The organism is Nocardia brasiliensis ATCC 700358 (genome assembly GCF_000250675.2).
In the GTDB taxonomy this organism is placed as follows: domain Bacteria; phylum Actinomycetota; class Actinomycetes; order Mycobacteriales; family Mycobacteriaceae; genus Nocardia; species Nocardia brasiliensis_B.
In genome coordinates this window covers 1,649,314-1,674,537 of record NC_018681.1, presented here as the reverse complement: position 1 = coordinate 1,674,537, position 25,224 = coordinate 1,649,314, and the positions used below count along the sequence as shown (strand labels likewise).

The following is a 25,224-nucleotide window of genomic DNA, read 5'->3' as shown; positions in this document are numbered from 1 at the left end:
ATCCAGGTGGTTAACAATAAGAATCGATATTCTGAACCAGAGACCCGACGGACCATTGCTTGCCATTTGCGGCACAAGCGAACTCACGCCGATCAGTGACCCATGCCACATATGCGATAGGGGCATCGTTAGGAATTCATGAGATTTATTGCCAAACAAGTCGAAGCCGTAGCCGACCGCATGGTCGAGACGAGCATATTGACTCTTTACCCGAAATAATAAGCAGCAGCTTAACTCGATGTAGCCGGCATAAATGGATATGCATTCACCGAAGCAGCCCACCGCAGACCGGTGGCGGATCGCGCACCGGCAGCGAGATGCCCGCGTAGCCGAACAACGCTGCCGTGTAACAGTTTTCCCGTAGGGACAGACATAACCGGTCGGGTAACCGTGGGTCCGCTCGGCGCACCGCAAGCAAAGGGAGTACGCAGACAGATGCATGTTCGACGGAAGAGACGATCGTCGCGGGCCGGGGTCGCGGTGCGCACCACCGTGGTGGCCCTCGCGGCGATGCTGTCGGTGAGCCTGCCCGGTGGGGCCGCCTCGGCCGAACCGCAGCGGGCGTCGGCCATCACCACCCTCACGAAAGAGGGGCGGCTGTGGCATCTGAAGGTGTACTCGGCGGCGATGGACACCGAGGTCGCGATCGATGTGCAACGCCCGGCGGACGAGTCGGTACCCGCGCCGAACCTCTACATGCTCAACGGCCTCGACGGCGGCGAGGGCACGGCCAGCTGGCAGGCCCAGACCAAGGCGCTCGAATGGCTGGCCGACAAGCCGGTGAACGTGATCCAGCCGATCGGCGGCCGCGCGAGTTACTACACCGACTGGCGGCAGCGCGATCCGGTGCTCGGACTCAACAAGTGGCGGACTTTCTTCACCGAGGAACTACCGCCGCTGCTGGACAAGGCTTTGCAGTCCACCGGTCGCAACGCGTTGACCGGCCTGTCGACCTCCGGCACCTCGGTGTTGCAGCTGGCCGAGGCCAAGCCTGGTCTCTGGAAAGCGGTCGCCGCCTACAGCGGGTGCGCGCAGATGGCCGATCCCGCGGGCCGGCAGTTCGTCAAGTTCGCGGTCGAGACGTGGTCCGGCGGTAGCACCGACAACATGTACGGCCCCGCCGACAGCCCGCTGTGGGCCGCGAACGATCCGGTACTCAATGCCGAAAAGCTGCGCGGCACACTGCTTTACATCTCCAGTGGCAGCGGCATCCCGGTGCTGGAGGACGTCGACTATTACCTGAGCAAGGCCCCGGGCCCGACCGGTGCGGTGAACCTCGGCCTCGGGGTGATCATCGAGGCCGCCGTCAACGGGTGCACGGCAAACCTGAAGAACCGCTTGGACTCGCTGCAGATCCCGGCCACCTACCAGTTCAATCCGGTCGGCACGCATTACTGGCCGTATTGGGAAGAGGCCCTGCACAAATCATGGCCGCTGCTGGCCGAGGGCATGGGCCTGCCGCGCTGATCGCACCGTGCAAGCGGCACAAGCGGATTCAGCACGACCTAAGACCGACGCTGTACGGCCCCACCCCCTGGGGGCCGTACAGCGTCGGCCTTTGTCTGCGGTACGCGTCTCGCTCAGGCGCCGACGTAATCGGCGAGATGTTCTCCGGTGAGCGTGGACCGCGCCGCGACGAGTTCGGCGGGCGTGCCTTCGAAGACGATCTTGCCGCCGTCGTGGCCCGCGCCCGGCCCCAGGTCGATGATCCAGTCGGCGTGCGCCATCACCGCCTGGTGGTGCTCGATGACGATGACCGATTTGCCGGACTCGACCAGGCGGTCGAGCAGGTTGAGCAGGTTCTCCACATCGGCGAGGTGCAGACCGGTGGTCGGCTCGTCGAGGACGTAGACCCCGCCCTTGTCGGCCATGTGCGTAGCCAGCTTGAGCCGTTGCCGCTCGCCGCCGGACAGCGTGGTGAGCGGCTGGCCGATGGTGAGGTAGCCGAGCCCGACATCGACCAGCCGTTCCAGGATGGCGTGCGCGGCGGGGATGCGCGCTTCGCCCGAGCCGAAGAACTCCTCGGCTTCGCGCACCGACATGGCGAGCACCTCGCTGATATCGCGGCCGCCGAGGTGATAGTCCAGCACCGAGGCGTCGAACCGCTTGCCCTCGCACACATCACAGGTGCTCGCGGTGCCCGCCATCATCCCGAGGTCGGTGTAGATCACGCCCGCGCCGTTGCAGTTCGGGCACGCGCCTTCCGAATTCGCGCTGAACAGTGCGGGTTTGACGCCGTTGACCTTCGCGAACGCCTTGCGGATCGGTTCGAGCAGGCCGGTGTAGGTGGCCGGATTGCTGCGCCGCGAACCGCGGATCGGCGTCTGGTCGACGGCGACCACGCCTTCGGACGACGGAATCGAGCCGTGCACGAGCGAGCTCTTGCCGGATCCCGCGACACCGGTGACGACACACAGCACCCCGAGCGGAATGTCGACGTCGACGCCCCGGAGGTTGTGCCGTGTGGCATTCCGGATCTCCAGTGCGCCAGTGGGTTTCCGCACCGACTCCTTCAGCGCCGCCCGGTCGTCGAAATGCCGGCCGGTGATGGTGCCGCTGGCCCGCAGACCCTCGACCGAGCCCTCGTAGCAGATGGTGCCGCCGCCGGAACCCGCGCCGGGACCGAGATCGACGACGTGGTCGGCGATTACGATCGTCTCCGGCTTGTGCTCCACGACGAGCACCGTGTTGCCCTTGTCGCGCAGTTGCCGCAGCAGGTCGTTCATCCGCTGGATATCGTGCGGGTGCAGGCCGATGGTCGGCTCGTCGAAAACGTAGGTGACATCGGTGAGCGCCGAGCCCAGGTGGCGAATCATCTTGACCCGCTGGGCTTCTCCGCCCGACAGCGTGCCCGACGGCCGCTCCAGCGAGAGATAGCCGAGCCCGATCTCGACGAACGAGTCGAGGGTGGCCACCAGCGAATCGAGCAGCGGCTGGACCGACGGCTCTTTCAGTGCGCGCACCCACTCGGCCAGATCGCGGATCTCCATCGCGCAGAGGTCGGCGATGTTCTTGCGCTTGATCTTCGACGACCTGGCCTCTTCGCTGAGCCGGGTGCCCGCGCAGTCGGGACAGGTGGTGAAGGTGACCGCGCGCTCGACGAACGCGCGGATGTGCGGCTGCATCGACTCCTTGTCCTTGGACAGGAACGATTTCTGGATCTTGGGGATCAGCCCCTCGTAGGTGAGGTTGACGCCGTCGACCTTGACCTTGACCGGTTCCTTGTAGAGGAAATCGTTGAGTTCCCGCTTGGTGTACTTGCGGATCGGCTTGTTCGGATCGACGAACCCCGACTCGGCGTAGACCCGCACCGTCCAGAAGCTGTCCGATTTCCAGCCGGGGATGGTGAACGCGCCCTCGGCCAGCGACTTGGAGTCGTCATAAAGCTGGGTGAGATCGATATCGGAGACCGAGCCGCGGCCTTCGCAGCGCGGGCACATGCCGCCGGTGATGCTGAAGCTGCGCCGCTCCCGGATGGTGCGCCCGGCCCGCTCGATGTTGACCGCGCCCGCGCCGCTGATCGAGGCGACGTTGAAGGAGTACGCCTGCGGCGAGCCGATATGCGGCTTGCCGAGCCTGCTGAACAGGATGCGCAGCATGGCGTTGGCGTCGGTGGCGGTGCCGACCGTGGAGCGCGGGTCCGAGCCCATCCGCTGCTGGTCGACGGTGATCACGGTGGTCAGCCCGTCCAGCACGTCGACCTCGGGCCGGGCCAGTGTCGGCATGAAACCCTGCACGAAACTGCTGTAGGTCTCGTTGATCAGCCGCTGCGATTCCGCGGCGATGGTGCTGAACACCAGAGAGCTCTTGCCCGAGCCGGAAACACCGGTGAACACCGTCAGCCTGCGCTTCGGTAGCTCGATGCTGACGTCTTTCAGGTTGTTCACGCGCGCGCCGACCACCCGGATCGCGTCGTGACTGTCCGCGGCGTGGCGTGCGGCCTGCTTCGAGTTCGCCCTCGTGGCGCTGCTCATCCTGTCTCCATCTTGGTTAGGCGGGGCCGCGTGAGCACGATGCCGGTGTGCCCGGCGCGACCCCGATCGCCGAATCGCTCAGCGCACTTCCTGAATACGGATCAAGTTGCCCGCGGGATCGCGGAAGGCACAGTCGCGCACGCCGTAGGGCTGGTCGGTCGGCTCCTGCACCACCTCGGCGTCGCCGGCCTGCACCTTCTCGAAGGTGTCGTCGACGTTCTTGGTCGCCAGCAGCACGGCGCCGTAGGTGCCCTTGGCCATCATCTCGGTGACGACGCGGCGCTCCTCGTCGGTGATGCCGGGGTCCGCGGCGGGCGGGTGCAGCACGATGGAGGTGCCGGGCTGGTCGGGCGGGCCGACGGTGATCCACCGCATGCCGTTGAACCCGACGTCCTTACGCACCTCGAAGCCGAGCGTGTCGCGGTAGAACGCGATCGCGGCCTCCGGGTCGTCTTGCGGGAGAAAGCTGGAAAGAATGCTGATGTCCATGGCAATCACGCTAGATCCGCCCGGCGGCTCGGCGCTTCTCGATTCCTGATCGGTCTGGTGACCTGTTTGGTGATGAAGGTCGGCATCTCCGCGGTCTGGTCGGCGAGTTCTTTCCGGTACGCGCTCGGCGACAGGCCGACCAACTCGGTGAAGCGCGTGCTGAAGGTGCCCAGCGAGGAGCAGCCGACGGCGAAGCAGATCTCGGTGACGCTGAGGTCGCCCCGGCGCAGCAGCGCCATCGCGCGTTCGATCCGGCGCGTCATCAGGTAGGAGTACGGCGACTCGCCGTAGGCAATCCGGAACTGGCGACTGAGATGCCCGGCCGACATGTGCGCGTCGCGGGCGAGCGCCTCGACGTCGAGCGGCTGCGCGTACTCCCGGTCGATGCGATCGCGGACTCGCCGCAACCGAGCGAGATCACGCAGGCGGTCCGCCTCGGATGTACTGCTCACCTGCGTGATCATCGCACATCGACTGGGCGGCCGACCTAGGACCGACCCGCGCGGGTTGCGCCGTAGCAAATCATTGCCATGGCGTCTTTCGGCCATGCGATGGCCGGCGCACACAAGGCGATTCCCGGTGCGGGGCCAGCGCGGGCCCCGGCACCGGGAATCCATTCGGGACGTCTGCGAGTGTCAGTCGCGTACGTTCTTCATCTGGTCGTACTGCTCCTTGGTCATCTCGTCGGGGGAACGCTCGGGCAGCCTGCGCGACTCGGGGCCGACGGTGCCGATGCTGCCGCCGTCGAATACCACTGACGCCCAATTGTTCTGGGCCCGCAGAGTGTTGTAGCTGCCGTCGTTGTTGATGCTGCTGCGCACCGAACCGGAGGCGATGGAGCCGTTGCAGTTCCAGTCGATCGGCTGATCGGCCGCGCCGGTCCGCTTACGGGTGCCGTCGGGGCAGAAGTAGACCGTGCGCCACCCCGCGGACACCGGGCCCATGCCCTGCCGCTCCTGCAGCGCGGTTTCGTCCAGCGCAGGCGGATTCACGCTGGAGTAGCCGAAGTAGGAGGTGCCGTCGGTCTTCGGCACGCCGGCGAACTGGAAGCTGTAGTTCATCACGCTGAGGTAGTTCGGCTTGTAGTTGGTGTGGTCCACACCGCCGTGCTTGAGCCCCAGGTTGTGGCCCAGTTCGTGGATGAACGTGCCCACGTTCTCGTTGTCGTCCGGCGTCCAGTTGCACTTCGGGCCGAGCGCCACGATGAACGTGTCCGCCGGGATGCCCAGCGAGATACCGCTGCTGCACCCGTTGTCGTACGAGTCGGCCCAGATCATGTAGTGGAAGATGCGCGACCGGTTGGCGGCGAAGTTGGTTCGCTTGATGGCCGCGACCTGGCTGTCCACCGGTGACAGGTTGTTGTCGTAGGGCACCTGGTTGCCGCCGCCGAGGTTGTAGGCGGCGCCCCTGGCATTACCCGCGTCCAGGTGGATCTTGATGCCGTTGCGCCCGTCGGGGTTGGTCACCGGCGAGGTGGCGAACACCGCGACGACCCGATCGAGCGCGGCGGTGGTCGGCAGCCGGCCGTTCATGTAGTCCATCTCGACGAAGAGATCCTTATGCCTCGGATCCGCGCCCATGGCAGGAAGATCCACATCGATCTTCCCGTCGCCGTTGGCGTCGTAACCTTTCGTCTCCCAGTCGTCGCTCAGTCCGTCACCGTCGGTGTCCACGGCGGGCGCCTGCGCCTGTGACTCGGCGAGTGCGGTCGGGACGGTGACCGTGCCCAAGGCGGACAGTAGGGCGAAGCAAGCGACGAGAGCTGATCTGTAAAGCGACACTTCGAACTCCTTTCGGGTATCCGGCTATTTCCAATCCACCTGCGGCGAGCGGTAGAAGTTGATGCCCTGCGCGGCCCAGATCAGCCCCTGCTTGGCCAGTCGCGCGCGGTAGCTGTCCCAGTTGTGCGTCGCGGCCGGGGACCAGCCGATCTCGGCCGCGCCCGCCAGTCGCGGGAAGGCCATGAACTCGATATCGGCGCTGGTCCGCAGGGTCTCCGACCACAGCGGGGCCTCGATGCCGATGACCTGCTTCTCCGAGACGCCCTGCAGGAAGGTCGCCGGATCCCAGTTGTAGGCGTCCTTCACCTCGACGTAACCGGCCCAGTGCAGGCCGAGCGGGGTGCTGGGGTTGTACTTCATGTCCAGGTACGACTTGTTGGCCGGCGACATCAGGACCTTGTTGCCCCGGGCTGCCGCGGCGGCGACATCGGCGTTGGTGTTGGCCGGATCCCAGTACTGCGCGATGGTCGAGGTCGGCGGGTTGGTGACGACGATGTTGTGCCAGCCGATGGCCTTCTTGTCGTAGGTGGCGAGCATCGGCGAGACCTTGTCGTAGAAGGTCTGGTAGTCCGCGGGCGAGGTGGAGTGCGCCTCGTCGCCGCCGATGTGCAGGTACGGGCCGGGGGTCATGGCGGCGAGCTCGCGGATGACGTCCTCGACGAACTTGTAGGTGATCGGCTTGCCGATGCACAGCGAGCTGTAGCCGACCTCGATATCGGTGCGCGGCGGCACCGGCTTTCCGTCGCAGTTCAATTCGCCGTAGGAGGCCTGCGCGGCGTTGGTGTGGCCGGGCATGTCGACCTCGGGGATCACCGTGATGTGCCGGGACGCCGCGTACGCGACGATGTCGCGGTACTGCTCCTGGGTGTAGTAACCACCCGGGTCACCGCCCACCGCGGTCTGGCCGCCGATCTCGGCGAGCTTGGGCCAGCTCTTGATCTCGATCCGCCAGCCCTGATCATCGGTCAGGTGCAGGTGCAGCGTGTTGATCTTGTACTGGGCGATCTGGTCGATGTAGCGCTTGACCTGGTCGGGCTTGAAGAAGTGCCGGGCCACATCGAGCATCGCCGCGCGGTGCGCGAACCGGGGGTAATCGACTACTTCACCACCGGAAACAATCCAATCCTGTTTCTGGACAGTGGTTTTGTTGATCGAGGCGGGGAAGAGCTGGCGCAGCGACTGCACGCCGCCGAACAGGCCCGCGGTGGTGTTCGCCCGCAGCGTGACACCGCGTTTGGTCACCGAGAGCTGATAGCCCTGGTCGCCCACGCGCGGGCCGGCGTCACCGAGTTGCAGGGTGATCCCGGACTTGGCCAGATCGTGCCGCTCGACCACCGGCAACCGAAAACCGGTGGCGGGCCGCAACAATGCGGCCAGATATTCCGCGACCGGCTTGGCCTGGTGTTCGGCGCGAATAACGCTGTCGGCAGCGAGCTTGAAATTCGCCTTGGTGTCCGGGCGAGCCTGAACGGGGACGGGCACGATATCGGTCACGCCCCGTTCGGTAGCCGGCGGCTTATCCGCCGCGGCGGTAGCGGTCAGGCCGGGTAGCACAAGGGCGATGAGCGCGATTACCGCGCCGAAAACGTAGGGGAAAAACAACTTCCGCATTGCGGACCTCCGAATGAACAGCAGGGTGCACACAGCAGTATGGGTCAGCGCCCGAGTTCCGACTGGGGACCGCAGAACTGGGGATACCTGCCGGTCGGACCGTAATTCGAGGCGCCGGAAGGTGTTCGGCGTCCTCCCCAGTGGGACTGGGGAATCCGATCCGGCGCATTTCGTGTCATGATTGCGCCGCTTGTTCGCCAACCGCACGACAGGAGTACCGGCGCCTACTGAGACATCCTCTCGTATAACACTTCTCGATTACACCCGTCGACACCTTCGGGGTGAATTGTGGTGGTCAGCGAAATGCGGATGTCCCGGTAGATATTCGCGTGCGTGCTTTGCGTCGATGACGAACTTTCGGAAATCGTGGTGGTGCCGCGCAAGTCGCCGCCCGCGCTGTAGACGTACGAGAGATTGGTGTGCCGATGCGAATGTCCGGTCCATTTACCGTATCCGCGCTGGCAATGACCGGGTTGCTGATGACCGGCTCGGCCGCGCACACCGCGCCGCCCGCGCACGCACCCGACAGCACGCTCGCGGCCGCGACCACATCCACCGACCAGACCTACCCGGTCACCGACCAGTCGGTCAGCGTCACGCCCACCGGCACCGAACAACTCGGTGACTCGTCGACGGAAACACCACTGTCCGAGGGTGATTCGCTGATCAACGGCCCGCTGGACCTGCAGGACGTCGAGGTGCCGCAGGACGGCACCCGCGGCATTCCGGAGCCGCTGCTCGCCGCCTACCGCAACGCCGAACTGTCCGCGGAATCATCGATGCCCAAATGCGGCCTGCCCTGGTACCTGCTGGCCGGTATCGGCAAGGTGGAGTCCAATCACGCGGCCAACGGGCGGATCGACGAGAAGGGCACCACGAAGGGCACCATCTTCGGCCCCGCGCTGGACGGCACCCTGCCCGGCAACGAGATCATCAAGGCCAGCGACGGCAGTTTCGTGCGCGCCGTCGGCCCGATGCAGTTCCTGCCGGGCACCTGGGCGATCTACGCCGCCGACGGTGACGGTGACGGCAGCACCGACCCGAACAACGTCTTCGATGCCACGCTGGCCGCGGGCAAATACCTCTGCTCGGGTGGCCTGGATCTGCGCGATCCGCAGCAGGAGATGCGAGCGGTGTTGCGCTACAACAATTCCCGCGACTATGCGACGCTGGTGCTGAGCTGGGCCAACGCCTACAAGACCGGCGGTGCGACGCCGGTGGAGATCTCGGCCACCGTGCCGGACAGCATGCCCGACGGCAGCATGCCCGAGGGCACCGGCTCGAGCATGGTGGTGGACGATCCGGCCGCGCTCGCCCCGCCCGCTGATCCGCCCGCCGACCCACCCGCCGACCCACCCGCCGACCCGGCGGCGCCCACGACGACCGAGACGCCGTCCACCACGCCCGCGCCGACGACCACGGTGGAGCCCACCGGTACCGCGACCCCCAACGGCACGTTGACGCTGCAGATCCACGTCCTGATCACTGTCCCCGGCCGCGGCCAGATCCCGTGCGGGATCTTCTGCACGCCACCGGCGCCCGGCACACCGGCGCCCAAACCCGGCCCGCTGCGCCTGCCCGGACCGCCGCCGTCGATGCCGCTGACGATCCCCGGGTTGCCGGACAACAAGCGGCCGACCACGACGGTGCCGCCGAAGACCTCCGCGCCGGCCACGACCACCAGCCCGGCGCCGACCACCAGCACACCGCCGCCGGTGACGACGCCGCGCACGACCACGCCGACGACCTCTCCCACCACCACCGCGCCGACCGTCGTCGAGCCGCGATCGCAGCGAACACCGTCCACGGCACCGGGTTCGAGCCCGGCGCGGCCCGCGCCGACCTCGACCGCGACGCCACCCGCATCGGCCGCAGCGCCACCGCCGGCCGCAGCACCGCCGGCGCAGCAGTCCGCGCCCGCACCGCAGCAACCACCGGCCGCGCAATCGCAACCGGCGCAGCAGCCGCAGGCTGTGCAGCCCCCTGCGGCGCCACCCGCGACCAAGCAGCCCGCCGCGCCCGCACCGGCCCCGACCACCGCCGAACCGAAGCCGACGCCGGCGAAACCCGCGCCGACACCGGTCAAACCGGTACCCACCACCACGCTGCCGCCCTCCCGATAAACGGCCGTCTTTGTCCGGATTCTTGCCCCGTTCCCTCCGTGCGAATACGATCTGGCGCTCGTGGGAGCAACTGCGGTGGACGCGTCGCGGAAAGACACGCGAATCTGGGGAGCGGTAACCGTAGTCGGAGTGATCGCCGGGTATGCGGCGGTCCTGCTGGCCGACGCTCGGCACTACTACACCGACGACACCGAGGCGCAGTACGCGCCGATGTGGGTGGCCCTCGGCACGCACCTGCGTGAGGGACGCTTCCCCGCGCTGGTGCCGTGGGAATGGATGGCGGGCAACTACTCCCTGGAGGAAGCCGGCCTCTACAACCCGCCCCAGCTGCTGGTGCACCTGCTCGCGCCCTCGATGGACAACCTGGCCGTGTACGCCACGATGGTGAAGCTGATCTTCTCGATCATCGCCGCGCTCGGCGTGTTCCGGATCTGCCGGGCCTACGGTGCGCACGCCCCGTGGGCGGCGCTGGCCGGTATCGCCTTCCCCCTGAGTGGCTGGTTCCTGTTCTTCGACCAGGCGAGCTGGATGACCTCGCACACCGCCACCGCGTGGCTCGTGCACGCCTGGGCCTCGGCGGTGTACTACGCGCGCGGACGCAGCGGCCCGATCCCGGTCTTCGTCTTCCTGTACCTGACCCTGACCGTCCAATACGCCTTTCCCGCAGTCGAAGCCGGTCTGATGATCGCCGCCGTCGTGGTCGGCGAGGTCATCCACCAGCGCCGATGGGGACCGTCGCTGCGGCTGATGGCGGCGGCGGGGTGCGCCGCGCTGGCAGCCATGGCGGCCAATCTGCCCGGCATCCTCTCCTCGCAGGTGACCTGGCGGGGTAACGCCAAGATCCACAACGATCCGTTCCTGACCGTGCCCTGGTCGGAGTCGTTGAACGCGAGCCTGCCGAGCACGACGCCCGCGTTCACCGCGTGGTGGGGGCATGTGCAGCCGTTGCCGATGGTCTACATCGCGTGGTTCCTGATTCCCGCGCTGGCCTTCATCGCCTGGCACGCGGCGGCGCGTTCCGCGCGTGATTTCAGTGGAATCGCGATCTTCGCCGCGGCCATGCTGATGTGGACGGCCGGGCCCGGCGCGGTCGGCCCGCTGCGGTGGCCCGCGCGCGTGCTGCCCATGCTCGCCATCGCGCTGCTCGTGCTGGTCTGCGTATTGCTCAGCCGCCACGGCACTTTCACGTCCTGGCGGCGGCGCGGCGCGGCCGCCGCCGTGCTGGTCGCGCTGCTGTTCGTGCGCTCGTTCTCAGCGGCTCCCGCACTGGTGCTGCGGCATCTGCTCGCGGCCGCGGTGGTGCTCGCGGTCGGCGCCGCGACACTGTGGCTGCTGCGCAACCGCGGACCGGCACTGGCGTGCACGCTGGCCATCTTCGTGATGTTCCCCATCGCTTATGCCCAGGTGCGCAGTGCACCCGAGACGCCGATGTCCTACAACTTCCCCGAGCGGCGGTCCGAGATGACCGCGGCCTTCCCCGATTTCGACGGTCTCACACTGCAACTCGCCGACCGCGCGGTGCTCGGCCCGCAGGACCGCTCGCTCGCCGGTGCGTACAGTTCGCTCGCGATCGGCAACTACGCGAAGAATCTGCAGTCCCGCTACGTCAACGGGTACACCCCGATCGGCCATGCGCCGTTCGCCGGGGTGCTGTGCATGGCATGGGACGGCAGCACCTGCCCGGACGCGTTCCGTCGTGCCTTCGAGACCGAACCGAGCACCGGCACCACGATCGTCGACCTGATGCAGGTCGATCGCGTTGTGCTGCACCGGGCCCAGTACCCGGACGCGCGTAACTCGCCCGCGCCCAACGGCTGGCGGTGGGTCGACTACCCGGGCCACGAGCGCTACATCTCGGTCCTGGAACGCGTGCCCGGTGCGCAGCCCGCGCGCAACGGCGCGATCGCCGCCACCGCGGCCGGCGTCAGCGCCACCTCGATCGCCGACGGTGACTACACCAGCCGGGCCACGGTGAGTTCCGCGAACGGCGGCCGGGTCGTGTTCGCCCGGCTCGCCTGGCCGGGGTATCGGATCACCTTGAACGGCCAGGAGATTCCGACCGCCGCCGTCGCGAAGACCTTCCTCGCCGCCGACCTGCCGGCGGGCACCCGCAACGCCGAACTGACCATCACCTGGCGCCCGCCGGGGTGGCAGATCAGCATCGGGACGGCTTTGCTCGGCCTCGCCGGGATCGGCGTGCTCCAGTACTACCGCTCGCGTCGCCGCGACCTGGACACCCCGCCGGAGACGCCGGTGCAAGAGCCGGCCACCGCACTGGTCGGCGCCGACACGTAGGGCGACCGCGCTGGATATGATCTCCGGAGCGAACCCGACCGCGCTACCGAGATCGAGATCCGCCGCTGATGTCCGCACATCCCCACCTGGCCGACGTGGTCGCCGCCCTGCACTTCGATCTCGCCGAATGGATGAGTTCGAACGCACCGCCCAAGGTGTTCGACCGGTTCGCCAACGCGCTGCACGACACGTTCTCCGCGGTGACCACGGTCGGCCAGGTGGTCGACCGGGACACTCTGCTCGCCGGTGTGTGGTCGGCGAAGAACAGCCAGCCCGGCCTGGAAATCGAGGTCACCGACTTCGAGGAACTCGCGCACAGCGGCAAGATCGTCACCGTCCGCTTCGTCGCGGAGAACAGCATGGCCGGGTTGCGCACCCGCCGTTTGGTCACCGCCATCCTGTTCGTCGCCGACCACGGCTATCTGTGGCGCTCGGTGCACGAGACCGCGGTGCCCGCCGCCGAGTGAATCCGCGGAAGCGGCCCGCCCCCGTCGTCCCGTTTGGTACCAAAGGTAAAGAAAAGGTAAGGTACCGGTCAGGATCGGATGGGGTTTGCAGTGAACATAGAGGTGACATCGCTGCCGGGAATCGGTGTGCGAAAAGAGTTTCCGCTGACGAAATTGGGCCGTCGCATCGGCGTCGTCGAACACCGTGACGGCACCATCGACCTGATCTACACCAAACTCGGCGATCCGGAGACCACCGTCCAGATACCGCTGACCGCCAAGGAAGCGGGCGTCCTCGCCAACCTGCTCGGTGCCCCGCAACTGGTGTCGCAACTGCTGAAGGAACACCGCGGCATGGCCGGGGTGCAGACCAGGACGATGCCGATCATCGGCGGCTCCCCCTACGACGGACGCACCCTCGGCGAGACCGAGATGCGCAGCCGGACAACAGCTTCCACCGTCGCCGTGATGCGCGCCGGTCAGGTGCAGCCCTCCCCCGGACCGGATTTCACGTTCACCGCGGGCGACCTGCTCGTCGTCGTCGGCACCGACGAGGGCCTCGACGCCGCCGCCGAGATCCTGACGGACGGGTGAGCCGATGGTGATCGAGGGAACCGCAATGGCGCTCATCCAGCTGGGCGCAGTCTTCTTCGGGCTCGGCGTGCTCGGCCGGATCGCGGCCCGGATCGGCCTGTCGCCGATTCCGCTGTACCTGCTCGGCGGGCTGGTGTTCGGCACCGGCGGTCTGGTCGAGTTGCATCAGGTGGACGAATTCATCCATCTCGCCAGCGAGATCGGCGTCGTGCTGCTGTTGCTGCTGCTCGGATTGGAGTACACGGCCGCCGAGCTGGTGACCGGGATGCGCAGATCCTGGCCGGCCGGACTGCTCGATATCGCGCTCAACGCCACCCCCGGGGTGATCGTCGCCCTCGGCCTCGGCCTGGGCTTGACCGGAGCGATCGCGATGGCCGGGGTCACCTATATCTCGTCCTCGGGCATCGTCGCGAAGGTGTTGAACGACCTCGGCCGCCTCGGCAACCGGGAGACACCGGTGATCCTGTCGATCCTGGTGTTCGAAGATCTCGCGATGGCCGCGTATCTGCCGGTGCTCACGGCGGTACTGGCGGGCGTCGGCCTGCTCGCGGGCCTGAAGACGCTCGGCATCGCGCTCATCGCGGTCACCATCGTGCTCGTCATCGCGCTGCGCTACGGGAAGTACGTCTCCGCCGTCGTCGCCAGTGACGACCGGGAAGTGTTCCTGCTCAAGCTGCTCGGCGCGGCGCTGCTGGTGGCGGGCATCGCCTCGGCGGTGCAGGTGTCCGCGGCGGTCGGCGCGTTCCTGCTCGGCATCGCCATCTCGGATTCCACCGCGCACAGCGCGACGAAGATTCTCGAACCCCTGCGCGACCTGTTCGCCGCGATGTTCTTCGTACTCTTCGGCCTGTCCACCGACCCGGCGAGCATTCCGCCGGTGCTCGGCTGGGCCGTGCTGCTCGCGGTGGTGACGACCGCGACGAAGATCGCCACCGGCTGGTGGGCCGCCAAGCGGGCCGGTGCCACCACCCTCGGCCGCGCCCGCGCCGGGACCGCGCTCGTCGCCCGCGGTGAGTTCTCCATCGTCATCGCCGGCCTGGCCGTGGCCGCCGGCGCGCTGCCCGCCGAATTCGCCGCCCTGGCCACCACTTACGTGCTGCTGATGGCGATCCTCGGACCCATCGGCGCGCGCATCGTCGAGCCGGTGGTGCGGCGCTTCATCATCCGGCCGCCACGACCGCAGGCCGATCTCGCGGCCGAGTAGCCGCGCCGGATCACCGGTGCGCGTCGAGGAACGCGGCGGTGTCGGCAGCGATCTCGTCCGGGTATTCGCCGTTGATCGCGTGGCTGGCCTGGTCGTAGCGGCGCACCGTCGCGTTGCTCAGCGTGGCCTCGGCTTGCCGCGCCGCCGCGGCGGCGTCGTGGATGACCGACCGGCCCGCGAGGATGACCAGGAACGGCATCGTCAGACTGCGCAATCGGTCGTCGGTGAACTGCTCGGGCGCCGGCAGTTTCCTGGCGTAGTGCCGCATACCCGACTCGATGAGGTCGGCGACCGCGACATCCTCGACCGGCGCACCGCCGGCGGTCCAGCTGTTGAAGGAGTCGCGCCAGCTCTTCGGGAACCAGCGCACGGAGGCGGGAATCGAACGCAGGATCGTCTCGATCGGCATGGACGCGAAGGTCATCGCCGGATCCAGCGCGATCACCCCGGCGATCTTCTCCGGCTGGTGGATCGCGAGATTCGTCGCGGTCCACCCGCCGATCGAGACCCCGAACAGGTACACCCTCGGCTCGGGCAGTCCCGCCAAGGCCTGATGCAGCCAGCGGGCTTGGTCGCGCTGACTGTCGATCGGCCGGTCCTGGATGCTCGCGCCCGGCTCGCCGAGCAGGTCGACGGTGTAGACGGTGCGCAGCTTCCGCAGTGACGGCAGGTTGGCGGCCCACATCGGCGAGGACGCGGAATGGCCGGGCAGCAGCACGAGCGGCGGTTCGGACGGGTTCGCCCCGTCGAAGCGGTACATCCGGACCACGCCGTAGTCGGTGCGCAGATCCAAGGTCGCGTTCGGCGTGGGCAGGTCACGCATCGCCCGGTCATACGCGGTGAAGAACTGATCCCGGCCCGCGGCCGAGGTGAAGTGGCCGACCGGGGCGGTGTCGCGCAGCGCGAGCCAGGCCAGCAAGCTGAGCGAGACCGTCGCACCCGCGAACATCAGGATCCTTTTACGTCGCATGACTATCAAAATAGGACATCGATGTCTCATTAACAACACCTTATGTCTCATCTCGCCGATCTGGATGCTACTGTTCCGCCATGGTCAGGAGCGGGACGGCAGACGCGCGATCGACAGCGTCGAGCGGCCCGCGCACCCGCACCCGGACCGCCATCATGAGCGCGGCCCTCACGGTCTGGGCGCGCGATTTCACCGCCGCACTGAGCGATATCGCCGAACGCGCCAAGGTGTCCCGCAGCACGCTGCACCGCTACTTCCCCGAGCGCCAGGATCTCGTCGACGCCGTCCTCCTCGACGCGTTGCAGACCATCGACACGATCGCCCGCGCCGCGAACGACGGCACCCGCTCGCCCCTGGACCACCTCATCTACCTGCTGCGCTCCTTCGTCGAAGTCGCCGACCACGTGGTCTTCCTCTTCACCGATCCCGGTCGCTTCACCGGCAATCCGCACTGGGGCGATACCAGCGACGCATCGCTGCGCGCCCTGATCGCCGCCGCGCAAGCCGATGGCGCACTCGATCCGGACCTGCCCACCGAATGGGTCGAAGGCATCTTCAACGCGCACCTCTACGTCGCCGCCACCACGGCCCAGCAGGCGAATGTGCCCAAGCACGTGATCGCCGACAATGCCATCCGCACCTTTCTCGGCGGCGTCGCCACCGGTAGGCCCGCCGCCGGCGAAGCCAGGTAGTGCGCGCGGCGGCATAGAGTTTTCCCATGACGAGCAACCCGTTCTTCGAGCGCAGCACGCTGCCCTACCAGTTGCCTCCGTTCGCCCTCATCCGCGAGGAGCACTACCTGCCCGCGTTCGACCGCGGCATGGCCGAGCAGCTCGCGGAGATCGCCGCCGTCACGGCCCTCGACACGGTGCCCACCTTCGCCGATACCGTTGTGGCACTGGAGCGTTCCGGCAGTTTGCTGACCCGGGTGACCAACGTCTTCTTCGATATCACCGCCTCGGATTCCACCCCCGGCACCGACGCGATCGAAGCCGAGATCTCACCGCGCCTGGCCGCACACCGGGACGCCATCTATCTCGATCCGGCCCTCTTCGCACGGGTCGAATCGCTGCACGAGCGCGCGGCCGAACTCGATCTGACCGCCGAGGAATCCCGGCTACTGACCGAGTACCACACCCGGTTCGTCCGGGCCGGCGCTCGCCTCGGCCCGACCGAGCAAGCACGGCTGCGCGAGCTGAACAGCGAGCTGGCCACCGCCGCAACCGAATTCGGGCAGAACATCCTCGCCTCGACGAACGCCGCCGCACTGGTGCTCGACCGCACCGAGGAACTGGCCGGGCTCGCCCCCGCCGCCGTCACCGCCGCCGCCGAGCACGCCCAGGCGCTCGGCCACGCGGGCGCATGGGCGCTGCGCCTGCAGAACGTCTCCAATCAGCCCGTGCTCGCCGAACTGGAGAACCGCGACGTCCGGCACCGCGTGATGACGGCCTCACTGGGCCGCGGATTCGGCGCGGACGAGCCGAATCACGCGCTCGCCGTCCGGATCGCCGCCCTGCGCGCCGAGCGGGCCGCGCTGCTCGGCTACCCGGATCACGCCGCCTACGCGGTGGCCGATCAAACCGCGAAAACCGTTGCGGCGGTGGAAGAGATGCTCGCGAAGCTGGTGCCGCCCGCGGTCGCCAACGCCGAACGCGAGGCCGCCGCGCTGGCCGCGACGATGCGCGCGGCGAACGGTGCGCCGCCGAACGACGAACTCCACTCGTGGGATTGGCAGTTCTGGTCGGAAAAGGTCCGGGCCGAACAGTTCTCGGTCGACGGCGAGGCGCTGCGCCCGTACTTCGAACTGAACCGGGTGCTGCGCGACGGCGTCTTCTTCGCCGCCGAAAAGGCATACGGGATAACCCTTGTCGAACGCGAGGATCTCGTCGGCTACCACCCGGAGGTGCGGATCTTCGAGGTCTTCGACGCCGACGGTGCCCCGCTCGGGTTGTTCCTCGGCGACTTCTTCGCCCGGCCCTCGAAGCGCGGCGGCGCGTGGATGAACGAGCTGGTCAGCCAGTCACACCTGCTCGACCAGCGCCCCGTCGTGGTCAACAACCTCAACATCGCGAAACCGCCCAGCGGCGAGCCCGCCCTGCTGACCTGGGACAACGTCCGGACGCTGTTCCACGAGTTCGGGCACGCGCTGCACGGTCTGTTCTCCGATGTGCGCTACCCGTTCTTCGCGGGTACCGAGGTGCCCCGGGATTTCGTGGAATTCCCGTCCCAGGTCAACGAGATGTGGATGGCCAGGCCGGAGATCCTGGCGAACTACGCGCGGCACATCGAGACCGGCGAGCCGATGCCTGCGGCCCTGATCGAGCGGATGGCGGCAGCCGAGCGTTTCGGCACGGGCTTCCGCACCGTGGAGTACCTCGGTGCGGCACTGCTGGATTGGGCGTGGCATCGGGTGCCGGACGCCGACGCGCTGGCGGGCACCGACGCCGAGGCGTTCGAAGCGGCGGCCTTGCAACGGGTGGGCTTGGCCATGGCGACGATTCCGCCGCGGTACCGCACAGCGTATTTCGCGCACATCTTCTCCGGCGGTTACGCGGCGGGCTACTACTCCTACATCTGGAGCGAGGTCCTGGACGCGGACACGGTCGAATGGTTCACCGACGGCGCGGCCACCATCCGCGACAAGGGCGAGGTGTTCCGGCGCGAATTGCTCGCGCGCGGCGGCTCGGTCGATCCGATGGCCGCCTTCGCGGCGGTGCGCGGTCGGGCGCCGGAGATCGAGCCGCTGCTGGTCCGGCGGGGGCTCACCGACTGAGCGCACGGAAATTCGGTGTCCCCGTTTTCCGCCGATCGGTAGCGTGACCGCCATGGACTCCGTTGCGGTCAGGCTCATGCGCACGACGGACGTGCCGGGGGCGGAACGTGCTTCCGCCCTCGGATTTCTCGAAGTGGACCGGCACTATCGGCGAGTCAACGAGCCGGAACCGGAACCGCGATCGGAGGCCGAGGCGAAGCAGTGGTCGGATCGGCTGCGCTATTTCCTGACCGCGGACCCGGCGGGCTGCTGGGTCGCCACGCGTGATGACGAGGTGGTCGGCCTCGCGGTGTCGCAGAATCGCGATCAGCTCTGGTATCTGGCGTCGTACGCGGTGCTGCCGGACCAGCAGGGCACCGGCATCGGCAAACGGCTGATGGACGCGGTGCTCGCGCACGCGGGCGATCGCGCGGGGATGATTTCGGCATCCGGGCACCCGGGCGCGACCCGGCGCTACCGGCTGGCCGGATTCTCGCTGCACCCGCAGATGCGCATGATCGGCACGGTCGACCGATCGGCGCTACCTGTCGTAACCGGGCTGGCAGAGGGCACCACCGACGACTTCGACTGGATGGATCGACTCGACCAGCAGGTGCGCGGCGTGGGGCACGGTCCCGATCACGGCTACCTGCTGGGCGCCAACCGGCTCGTCGTCTCGCGCGCCGAACCCGGCTACGTCTACCTCGACGCGCACGGCAACACGAAACTCCTGGCCGCCGCGCATCCGGACATCGCCCGAAAGCTGTTGTGGGAGGCGCTCGCCACCGCACCGGGCGCGATCATGGTCAACTCGATCACCACGGCCAACGAATGGGCGATCGATGTCGGGCTCGCGGCCCGCCTCGACCTGTTCCAGGAGGGCTATCTGGCGCTGCGGGGAATGGCCGAGCCGAGGCCCTATCTCATCAACGGCGCGTTCCTCTGAGTGCCCGCAGTACGTCTCGGTACCGGAGTGGCCCCGCGATGGGCGGATAGGCCGTAATGTCGCGTTTGTGATGCCGAATCTGGTCCACATATGGCGCGACGGCGGGCAACAGGTGCGTACCCGAGCGGGCTCGGTGTTCGTCCGATCCGCGCCCGGTGACGGACCGACCGTCCTTCTGCTGCACGGATACCCGTCCAGTTCGTTCGACTTCCGCGGCGTGGTCGACCGGCTCGGCGGGCGTGGCTGGCTGGCCCTCGACTTCCTCGGCTTCGGGCTCTCGGAGAAACCCCGGCCGCACGGCTACAGCCTGTTCGAGCACGCCGATACCGTCGAAGACGTGGTCGCCGCGCTCGACCCGGGCCCGGTCGTGCTGCTCGCGCACGACATGGGCACCTCCGTCGCCACCGAGCTGATCGCCAGAGACCTCGACGGCACGCTCCCCTTCCCCCTGGAGCGGGCCGTGCTCGGCAACGGCAGCATCATTCTGGAAAAGGCGACGCTGCGGCCGATTCAGAAGATCCTGCGCGGCAAGCTCGGGCCGATCGCGGCCCGCCTGGCGAACCGGACGATGTTCACCCGAGAGTTCGGCGCGGTGTTCTCCAAAGCCCATCCGCTGACCGAACGCGAGGCAGCCGCGCAATGGGAACTGCTCGCGCACGCCGACGGCCACCGGATCGCCCACCTGCTGACCGCCTATCTCGACGAACGAGTGACGCACGCCGAACGCTGGCACGGCGCGATCCGCGCCTGGGGCAAACCGATCGGCTTGCTCTGGGGCACCGCGGATCCGGTCGCGACGCTCGCGGTCCTCAACGGGTTACGCGCACTGCGCGCCTCCGCACCGGTGATCGAATTGCCTGGCCTGGGCCACTATCCGCAGCTCGAGGACCCCGAAGCCTACGCCACCGCGGCGCGCCGGCTGCTCGGCATCGACATCAGCCGCGAACACCCGATCATCCGCCCCTGAGCGCGGCGGCCGAATTCGGCTGCGCCATACTCTGTTTGGAATCGGTCGACCCGGGAATGCCGCGAACACCCGGTGATACGGCGCCGGAAGTCCGACCAAGAGGAGTCCTGCTCGTGACCCGAACCGCCCTCGCGCTCGCCGCCGCAGCCGTACTCGGCGCTGCACCCGCTGCCGCCCAGGCCGCACCCGCTGCCGCACACCCCGATTCGGCGTTCGCCCCGGCCGATTCGACCGCCGCCGCGAACTCCGGCCCGGCGATCGGCGGCGGCTCCGGCATCGTCGTCGACGGACGCGCGGTGTGCACGTTGACGACCATCGGGCGTGACTCCGCGGACCGGCTGGTCGGGCTGACCGCCGGACATTGCGGGAAGGCCGGCGGGACCGTCGTGTCCGACGCCGATCCAGACTTCGGCGTGGTCGGCCGGTTCGTCTATTCCGATCCCGCCCTCGATTACGCGGTCATCGAATTCGACCCGCGCCGCGTCACCCCGGTGAACCGCATCGGCGGCACCACCATCACCGAACTCGGCGCGCCCGCGCAATTCCCGGCGATCGTGTGCAAACGCGGTTCCACCAGCGGCACCAGCTGCGGGGTCACCTGGGGTGACCTCCGGGCGACCAGCACCGAAACCTGGACCCAAATGTGTGTCCTGCGTGGCGATTCCGGCGCGCCTGTCGTCCTCGGCAGCACGCTCGTCGGCATGGTCAACGCCTATTTCGCCGTCGGCTGCTTCGGGCCCGAGGTCGGGACCACGATCAGCGCCATCATGGCCGACCTGAACGCGCGCAACGACATCGGTGCCGGGTATCAGCCGGTCTGAGCGGCGGGCCGCGCTAGTCGACGAAGTCGGCGGGGGTGCGGCGGTGGCGGTTCACGGTGACGGAGAAGATGTCGGGTCGGGCGTAGTGGCCGGTGGGGTCGAAGTTTTGGCGTTCCTTCGCAACTTCGGTGGGGTCCAGGTCGGCGAGGATCAGGTGTTCGGTGCCGACGACCGGCTCTACCAGCCAGGTGCCGTCGGGGGCGGCGACGGCTGAGCCGCCGTCGTAGCCCGCCGGTTTGTCCAGGGCCGAAAGTTCCTCGTACAGGGGGAAATCGGTGGGCACGTCGGAGTAGTCGAGGACGGCGCCGACCGCCAGGGAGTACACCCGGCCCTCCAGCGCGATGAAGCGGGTGATGTCCTTGGTGTTGCGAATCGAGCCGGGCCAGGTGGAGACGTGCAGGGTGGTCCCGTCGGCGTAGAGTGCGTGCCGCGCCTGCGGCATCCAGTTCTCCCAGCAGGACAGGCCGCTGACCCGGAACCCACCGAAATCGTGTGCGCGCAGGCCATTTCCGTCGCCGATGCCCCAGACCATCCGCTCCTCGTGGGTCGGCATCAGTTTGCGGTGCGCGCTCACGATGCCGCGGTCCGGGTCGATACCGACCAGCGTGCAGTACACGGTGCCGCGGACGCGCTCGGTGATGCCGAGGTAGCAGAACAGGCCCAGATCGCCGGCGGCCGCACGCACCGTACTCAGCTGCGGGCCGTCCAGGGTCACGGCGGCATCCAAATAATAGGCATAAGCGGCCTTTTGGGCCGGATTGTCGAAGCGTGCGCCGCCGGTCCGAGCCAGCCAGATCGGATAGCCGGACAAGAACGTCTCCGGAAAAGCCACCAGCTCCGCACCCGCCGCCGCGGCCTTGGTCAGCCAGTCCACCACGATCTTCGTGCCCGCCGTCGGGTCGAGCCAGGCCGGGCGGGCCTGCGCCGCAGCAATCCGCATATCCCCGATGGTAAATGGCGTATGGGACTAGCGCAGGTACGCGACGACCTGCGGTACCGCGTCGGCCAAGTGGTTCGCGTAGATGCCCGCGCCGATTCCGACGTAATACCAACACTGTTGGGTCCGAACGAGTTTGCCGATCACCAAGCCGGTGTGCTGCCCGCCGCTCAACAGGTAGCGGGTGATTTCGACGCCCGAGGTGGTGTCCAGCACACGGCAATACGCGTTCTCGATACGGGCGAAACTCTGTCCGGAGTAGGACGTCGCGACAAACAGCACGGTGGTCACCTGCGGCGCGACCAACGTCAGGTCCACGGTGATCACCTCGTTGTCGCCCGCGCCGGCCCCCGTCGGATCGTCCCCGCTGTGCGCGATCGCGCCGTCACGCGAGGCGAGCTGCTCGTGATAAACGGTGTCCACCAACACATCTGCGCTGAACACCAGCGCGGCCGAATTCACGTCGATTCTGCTGTCCGCGGTTACCGAGCCGTCTACGTCGACCCAGACCTCGGCGGGATCCCACCCCAGTGCGACGCCGACGTGCTCCAGCGGCAGGCCCGCGGAGTCGACCAGAGCTATGGACACCGGGTGTCCCCTTTCGCAGGGGCGACCACGGCAACCAACTACCGCAACGCCGATCTATCTCGATATCTACCCAGCGAACCCCGTCGTCGTCCGGACCGGTGCGTCCCCGAATTGCCCGCTCGCCGTTGAGCGGCTCGTCGCCGTTGACGAGGTCAGGAATCAACCTGTCCGACCGCCGAAGCGGCCCGCCAACGGCGACATACCCCGGTGTGCCGCCTTCAATCACAGAACGACCAGTCTCGAATCAGAAGCGCCGTGCTCCGGCGAAGGGCATGGAGGAGATCGGCGCGATCGTGACGCCGGTGCTCTCGGTGCCGGCGTGAATGACGTTGCCGTCGCCCGCGTAGAGCCCGGAATGTCCACCGCCGTTGAAGGATACGAGGTCGCCGAGGCGCAGGTCGGCCTGCGCGACCGGGGTGCCTGCGGCAAGTTGATCGCCACTGGTGCGCGGTACTTCGCGACCGGCCAGACGGTAGGCCCACACCACCAGGCCGGAGCAATCGAAGGCGTCGGGTCCGGTGCCGCCCCAGCGGTAGGGCGAACCGAGTTTGGTCCATGCGGCGGCGAAAGCGCGTTCCGCGATCGCGCTCGGCGCGATCCCGTGCCCCGCCGCGAGCTTGTTCTCGGCAGGCTCCTCGACCGCACCGGCCTCGCCGGACTGCGGCCTGGCCTGCGCCGGCGCGGCGGCGCCGAACAGCGAACCCACGGCGGCGGTGGCGATCAGCACGGTCACCACAAGGCGGCGTCCGCCCCGCTCGACTCGCGCGATATCGATGGATTTCATCGTGCGTTCCTCCGATCTCCGTCGACGACCGGCGGGAGAACCACCGGCCCTGAATGGATTTCGAGAACACCTGGTGTTTGTGATTCCATCGGATCCGAATGCCATATTCCACTTCTTCGGATAAAACGCCAAGCCCGACACGCGACCTATAACGAATCAATTACCGAACAGATCTCTGCGCAATCACAGGAAAATCTCATCGCAATCTCCCGCCTGACCTGCCCTACTGTCGTGCCATGGCGACTCCTGACTTCATCCGAACCATCCGTGCCGACGCGGGCACCCAGCTGCTCTGGTTGCCCGGGGTGAGCGCGGTGGTGTTCGACGACCAGGGCCGGGTACTGCTGGGGCGACGCGCCGACAGCGGACGGTGGGCGATCATCGCGGGTATGCCCGAGCCCGGCGAAGATCCGGCCGCGTGCGCGGTCCGCGAGGTCTACGAGGAGACGGCCGTGCACTGCGTCGCCGAGCGCCTGGTCGCGGTGCGCGCGATGCCGCCGCACACCTACCCGAACGGCGATATCTGCCAGTTCATGGACATCACGATGCGCTGCCGGGCGGTCGGCGGCACGGCACAGGTCAACGACGACGAATCACTCGAGGTCGGCTGGTTCGAGCTCGCGGCGCTACCGGAATTGCCCGAGCACGAATCGCTGCGCCTGGCGCACGCGCTGTCCGACGGCCCGGCCTGGTTCGAACCGGCACCGTGAAAAACCCCGCCCCGGCGAGCCGGGGCGGGGCGCAATCCGTGCCGCGCTAGCGCGCGATGGTGAACGCGGTACCGCTCTTGGCGATCGGGCCGGGACTGAGCTCACCGTTGGTCGCACCGATGGAATAACTCACCGGCTCGAACGCCGAGAGCGGCTTGCCATCGATCTTCACGTTGGTGAAATTGATCGGGCTGAAATCCGGCAGGGCGCTGTTGAGCTGGCCCTCGACAATGATTTCCGCGGTCTGCGCGGGGGCGGTGGAATGCGCGACGGTCGTCCGCGACCAATTCTGGGTCACGTTCGCGACGGTCATCGTGTAGGCCGAACCGTCGAAGGTCACCGAGGCCTGCATCTTGTCGCCGGGGGCCATGGTCACGTCGGGATAGATCACCGGGTTCGCCGGATATGCCTCCCACAGGGCCATCCGATACGTCTGCTGCGCACAGACCGCCGCGCCGGGCGCCGAACCGCTGCCCACGGTCTGGCACGCGCCCACCGCTGCCTGCCCGAGCTGCGTGTTCACGCCCTCGGCGGCCCGGACCGCGTTGCGGAACCAGGTGGGATTGTTCGCGATGGTCGCGCTGGCCAGGTTGACGATGGCCAAGCCGGGCAGCGAGGCGATCGCACCCGCCACGCTGACGCAGATGGCCTCGGCGCCGGTCTGCATGAGCGGCAGGGCCTGCTTGCCGTCGACCACGGTCCCGTTCAGGCCGACCCACGGCACGACCCGCTGGATGACCCCGGTGTCGGTGCACGACACCTCCGGCTCGACCCATTCGGCGGACACGCTCTTGAAGCTGCCCGTCACCACGTACCCGGCCCAGTTCGTGCCGCGAATGCGCGACGGCGAGCCGCCCGGCGGTTCGTCCGGTGCGGCGGGCACCGAGGTCGGCGAGGCAGGCGCCGGTGCCCGGTCCGCCGAGGCCACCGGCGGCGAGAGCAACGCCGCGACGATCGCCCCCACCACCGAGGCGGTGAGACGGCTTCGAATTCGCGTCCGACCCGGGCTACTCATCATGAACAGGGACAATAGCCCATAGACATCACTGTCGCGCGCTGCCGCGCGGCAGTCTTTTGGCAGGTCGAAGCGGGTTTCGCCGGAGCGCGAACGGAGCTGACCTGGTTCCCCGACGAGTACCCGGACCGGCGTGTCGCCAGCGCGTCGACGGTGGGCGACGCGCCCGAAATTTCCCATTCGATACCCGGACACTCCGGAGTGGCTGCGCCACCGC

At 67.8% G+C, this 25,224-nt stretch carries 22 protein-coding genes; 12 read left to right on the top strand and 10 right to left on the bottom strand.

Annotated elements, in window-relative coordinates:
* Positions 1-435 precede the first annotated feature (435 nt).
* Entirely contained in the window at positions 436-1,467 is a 1,032-nt protein-coding gene (locus tag O3I_RS07450) for an alpha/beta hydrolase (RefSeq protein WP_051066504.1), read from the top strand.
* Between the two features lie 113 nt (positions 1,468-1,580).
* Here the strand turns inward: O3I_RS07450 and O3I_RS07445 are convergent, their stop codons facing one another.
* From O3I_RS07445 to O3I_RS07425, 5 genes are all read right to left on the bottom strand, one after another.
* Positions 1,581-3,974: an ATP-binding cassette domain-containing protein gene (locus O3I_RS07445; RefSeq protein WP_014982287.1), complete on the bottom strand. Its 2,394-nt coding sequence runs from the start codon at positions 3,972-3,974 to the stop codon at positions 1,581-1,583.
* Positions 3,975-4,052: 78 nt separating this feature from the next.
* A complete protein-coding gene (locus O3I_RS07440; protein ID WP_014982286.1) occupies positions 4,053-4,463 on the bottom strand; it encodes a VOC family protein in 411 nt (136 codons plus the stop codon).
* Between the two features lie 5 nt (positions 4,464-4,468).
* A complete protein-coding gene (locus O3I_RS07435) occupies positions 4,469-4,927 on the bottom strand; it encodes a helix-turn-helix transcriptional regulator (RefSeq protein ID WP_014982285.1) in 459 nt (152 codons plus the stop codon).
* Positions 4,928-5,098: 171 nt separating this feature from the next.
* The gene (locus O3I_RS07430; RefSeq protein WP_041562472.1) at positions 5,099-6,244 is read right to left on the bottom strand and encodes a hypothetical protein; all 1,146 of its coding nucleotides are present in this window, start codon (positions 6,242-6,244) and stop codon (positions 5,099-5,101) included.
* Positions 6,245-6,268: 24 nt separating this feature from the next.
* Positions 6,269-7,855 (bottom strand): beta-N-acetylhexosaminidase, encoded by a 1,587-nt coding sequence (locus O3I_RS07425; protein WP_014982283.1) that lies wholly within the window; start codon positions 7,853-7,855, stop codon positions 6,269-6,271.
* A gap of 464 nt (positions 7,856-8,319) precedes the next feature.
* Here O3I_RS07425 and O3I_RS07420 point away from each other — a divergent pair, with 464 nt between their 5' ends.
* The 5 genes from O3I_RS07420 (at position 8,320) to O3I_RS07400 (ending at position 14,517) form a co-directional block, all read left to right on the top strand.
* Complete coding sequence (locus tag O3I_RS07420; protein ID WP_014982282.1) at positions 8,320-9,978, top strand: lytic transglycosylase domain-containing protein; 1,659 nt, start codon at positions 8,320-8,322, stop codon at positions 9,976-9,978.
* 129 nt (positions 9,979-10,107) lie between these two features.
* Positions 10,108-12,273, top strand: a complete 2,166-nt coding sequence (locus O3I_RS07415; RefSeq protein ID WP_014982281.1) for a membrane protein — start codon at positions 10,108-10,110, stop codon at positions 12,271-12,273.
* 68 nt (positions 12,274-12,341) lie between these two features.
* The gene (locus O3I_RS07410) at positions 12,342-12,740 is read left to right on the top strand and encodes a hypothetical protein (protein ID WP_014982280.1); all 399 of its coding nucleotides are present in this window, start codon (positions 12,342-12,344) and stop codon (positions 12,738-12,740) included.
* A 90-nt stretch (positions 12,741-12,830) separates the two neighbouring features.
* Complete coding sequence (locus tag O3I_RS07405) at positions 12,831-13,313, top strand: cation:proton antiporter regulatory subunit (RefSeq protein WP_041562470.1); 483 nt, start codon at positions 12,831-12,833, stop codon at positions 13,311-13,313.
* Positions 13,314-13,317: 4 nt separating this feature from the next.
* A complete protein-coding gene (locus O3I_RS07400; protein WP_014982278.1) occupies positions 13,318-14,517 on the top strand; it encodes a cation:proton antiporter in 1,200 nt (399 codons plus the stop codon).
* 10 nt (positions 14,518-14,527) lie between these two features.
* On the opposite strand, the gene O3I_RS07395 is transcribed toward O3I_RS07400, so the two are convergent.
* A complete protein-coding gene (locus tag O3I_RS07395) occupies positions 14,528-15,487 on the bottom strand; it encodes an alpha/beta fold hydrolase (protein ID WP_051066503.1) in 960 nt (319 codons plus the stop codon).
* A gap of 80 nt (positions 15,488-15,567) precedes the next feature.
* On the opposite strand from O3I_RS07395, the gene O3I_RS07390 reads away from it, so the two are divergent.
* From O3I_RS07390 to O3I_RS07370, 5 genes are all read left to right on the top strand, one after another.
* Positions 15,568-16,179, top strand: coding sequence for a TetR/AcrR family transcriptional regulator (locus O3I_RS07390; protein WP_202804917.1), 612 nt, complete (start codon positions 15,568-15,570; stop codon positions 16,177-16,179).
* Between the two features lie 26 nt (positions 16,180-16,205).
* A complete protein-coding gene (locus O3I_RS07385) occupies positions 16,206-18,260 on the top strand; it encodes a M3 family metallopeptidase (protein WP_014982275.1) in 2,055 nt (684 codons plus the stop codon).
* Between the two features lie 52 nt (positions 18,261-18,312).
* Positions 18,313-19,185, top strand: coding sequence for a GNAT family N-acetyltransferase (locus O3I_RS07380; protein ID WP_014982274.1), 873 nt, complete (start codon positions 18,313-18,315; stop codon positions 19,183-19,185).
* Positions 19,186-19,255: 70 nt separating this feature from the next.
* Positions 19,256-20,152 carry an alpha/beta fold hydrolase gene (locus O3I_RS07375; RefSeq protein WP_014982273.1) on the top strand — a complete coding sequence of 299 codons (897 nt, stop codon included), beginning with the start codon at positions 19,256-19,258 and terminating at the stop codon, positions 20,150-20,152.
* 107 nt (positions 20,153-20,259) lie between these two features.
* On the top strand, positions 20,260-20,973 hold the full coding sequence (locus O3I_RS07370) for a S1 family peptidase (protein ID WP_041563486.1): 714 nt from the start codon (positions 20,260-20,262) through the stop codon (positions 20,971-20,973).
* Positions 20,974-20,986: 13 nt separating this feature from the next.
* Here the strand turns inward: O3I_RS07370 and O3I_RS07365 are convergent, their stop codons facing one another.
* The 3 genes from O3I_RS07365 to O3I_RS07355 all read right to left on the bottom strand — a co-directional run bounded on the left by O3I_RS07365 (position 20,987) and on the right by O3I_RS07355 (position 23,282).
* Positions 20,987-21,913 (bottom strand): carbon-nitrogen hydrolase family protein, encoded by a 927-nt coding sequence (locus tag O3I_RS07365; RefSeq protein ID WP_014982271.1) that lies wholly within the window; start codon positions 21,911-21,913, stop codon positions 20,987-20,989.
* 27 nt (positions 21,914-21,940) lie between these two features.
* The gene (locus tag O3I_RS07360) at positions 21,941-22,498 is read right to left on the bottom strand and encodes a TerD family protein (RefSeq protein WP_014982270.1); all 558 of its coding nucleotides are present in this window, start codon (positions 22,496-22,498) and stop codon (positions 21,941-21,943) included.
* Between the two features lie 244 nt (positions 22,499-22,742).
* Positions 22,743-23,282: a C40 family peptidase gene (locus O3I_RS07355; RefSeq protein ID WP_014982269.1), complete on the bottom strand. Its 540-nt coding sequence runs from the start codon at positions 23,280-23,282 to the stop codon at positions 22,743-22,745.
* A 236-nt stretch (positions 23,283-23,518) separates the two neighbouring features.
* Between O3I_RS07355 and O3I_RS07350 the strand changes: the two genes are divergently transcribed.
* Positions 23,519-23,992 (top strand): NUDIX hydrolase, encoded by a 474-nt coding sequence (locus O3I_RS07350; protein WP_014982268.1) that lies wholly within the window; start codon positions 23,519-23,521, stop codon positions 23,990-23,992.
* Between the two features lie 46 nt (positions 23,993-24,038).
* Here O3I_RS07350 and O3I_RS07345 read toward each other — a convergent pair whose 3' ends face one another.
* Positions 24,039-25,010 carry a G1 family glutamic endopeptidase gene (locus O3I_RS07345; RefSeq protein ID WP_141691690.1) on the bottom strand — a complete coding sequence of 324 codons (972 nt, stop codon included), beginning with the start codon at positions 25,008-25,010 and terminating at the stop codon, positions 24,039-24,041.
* Positions 25,011-25,224: the final 214 nt, after the last annotated feature.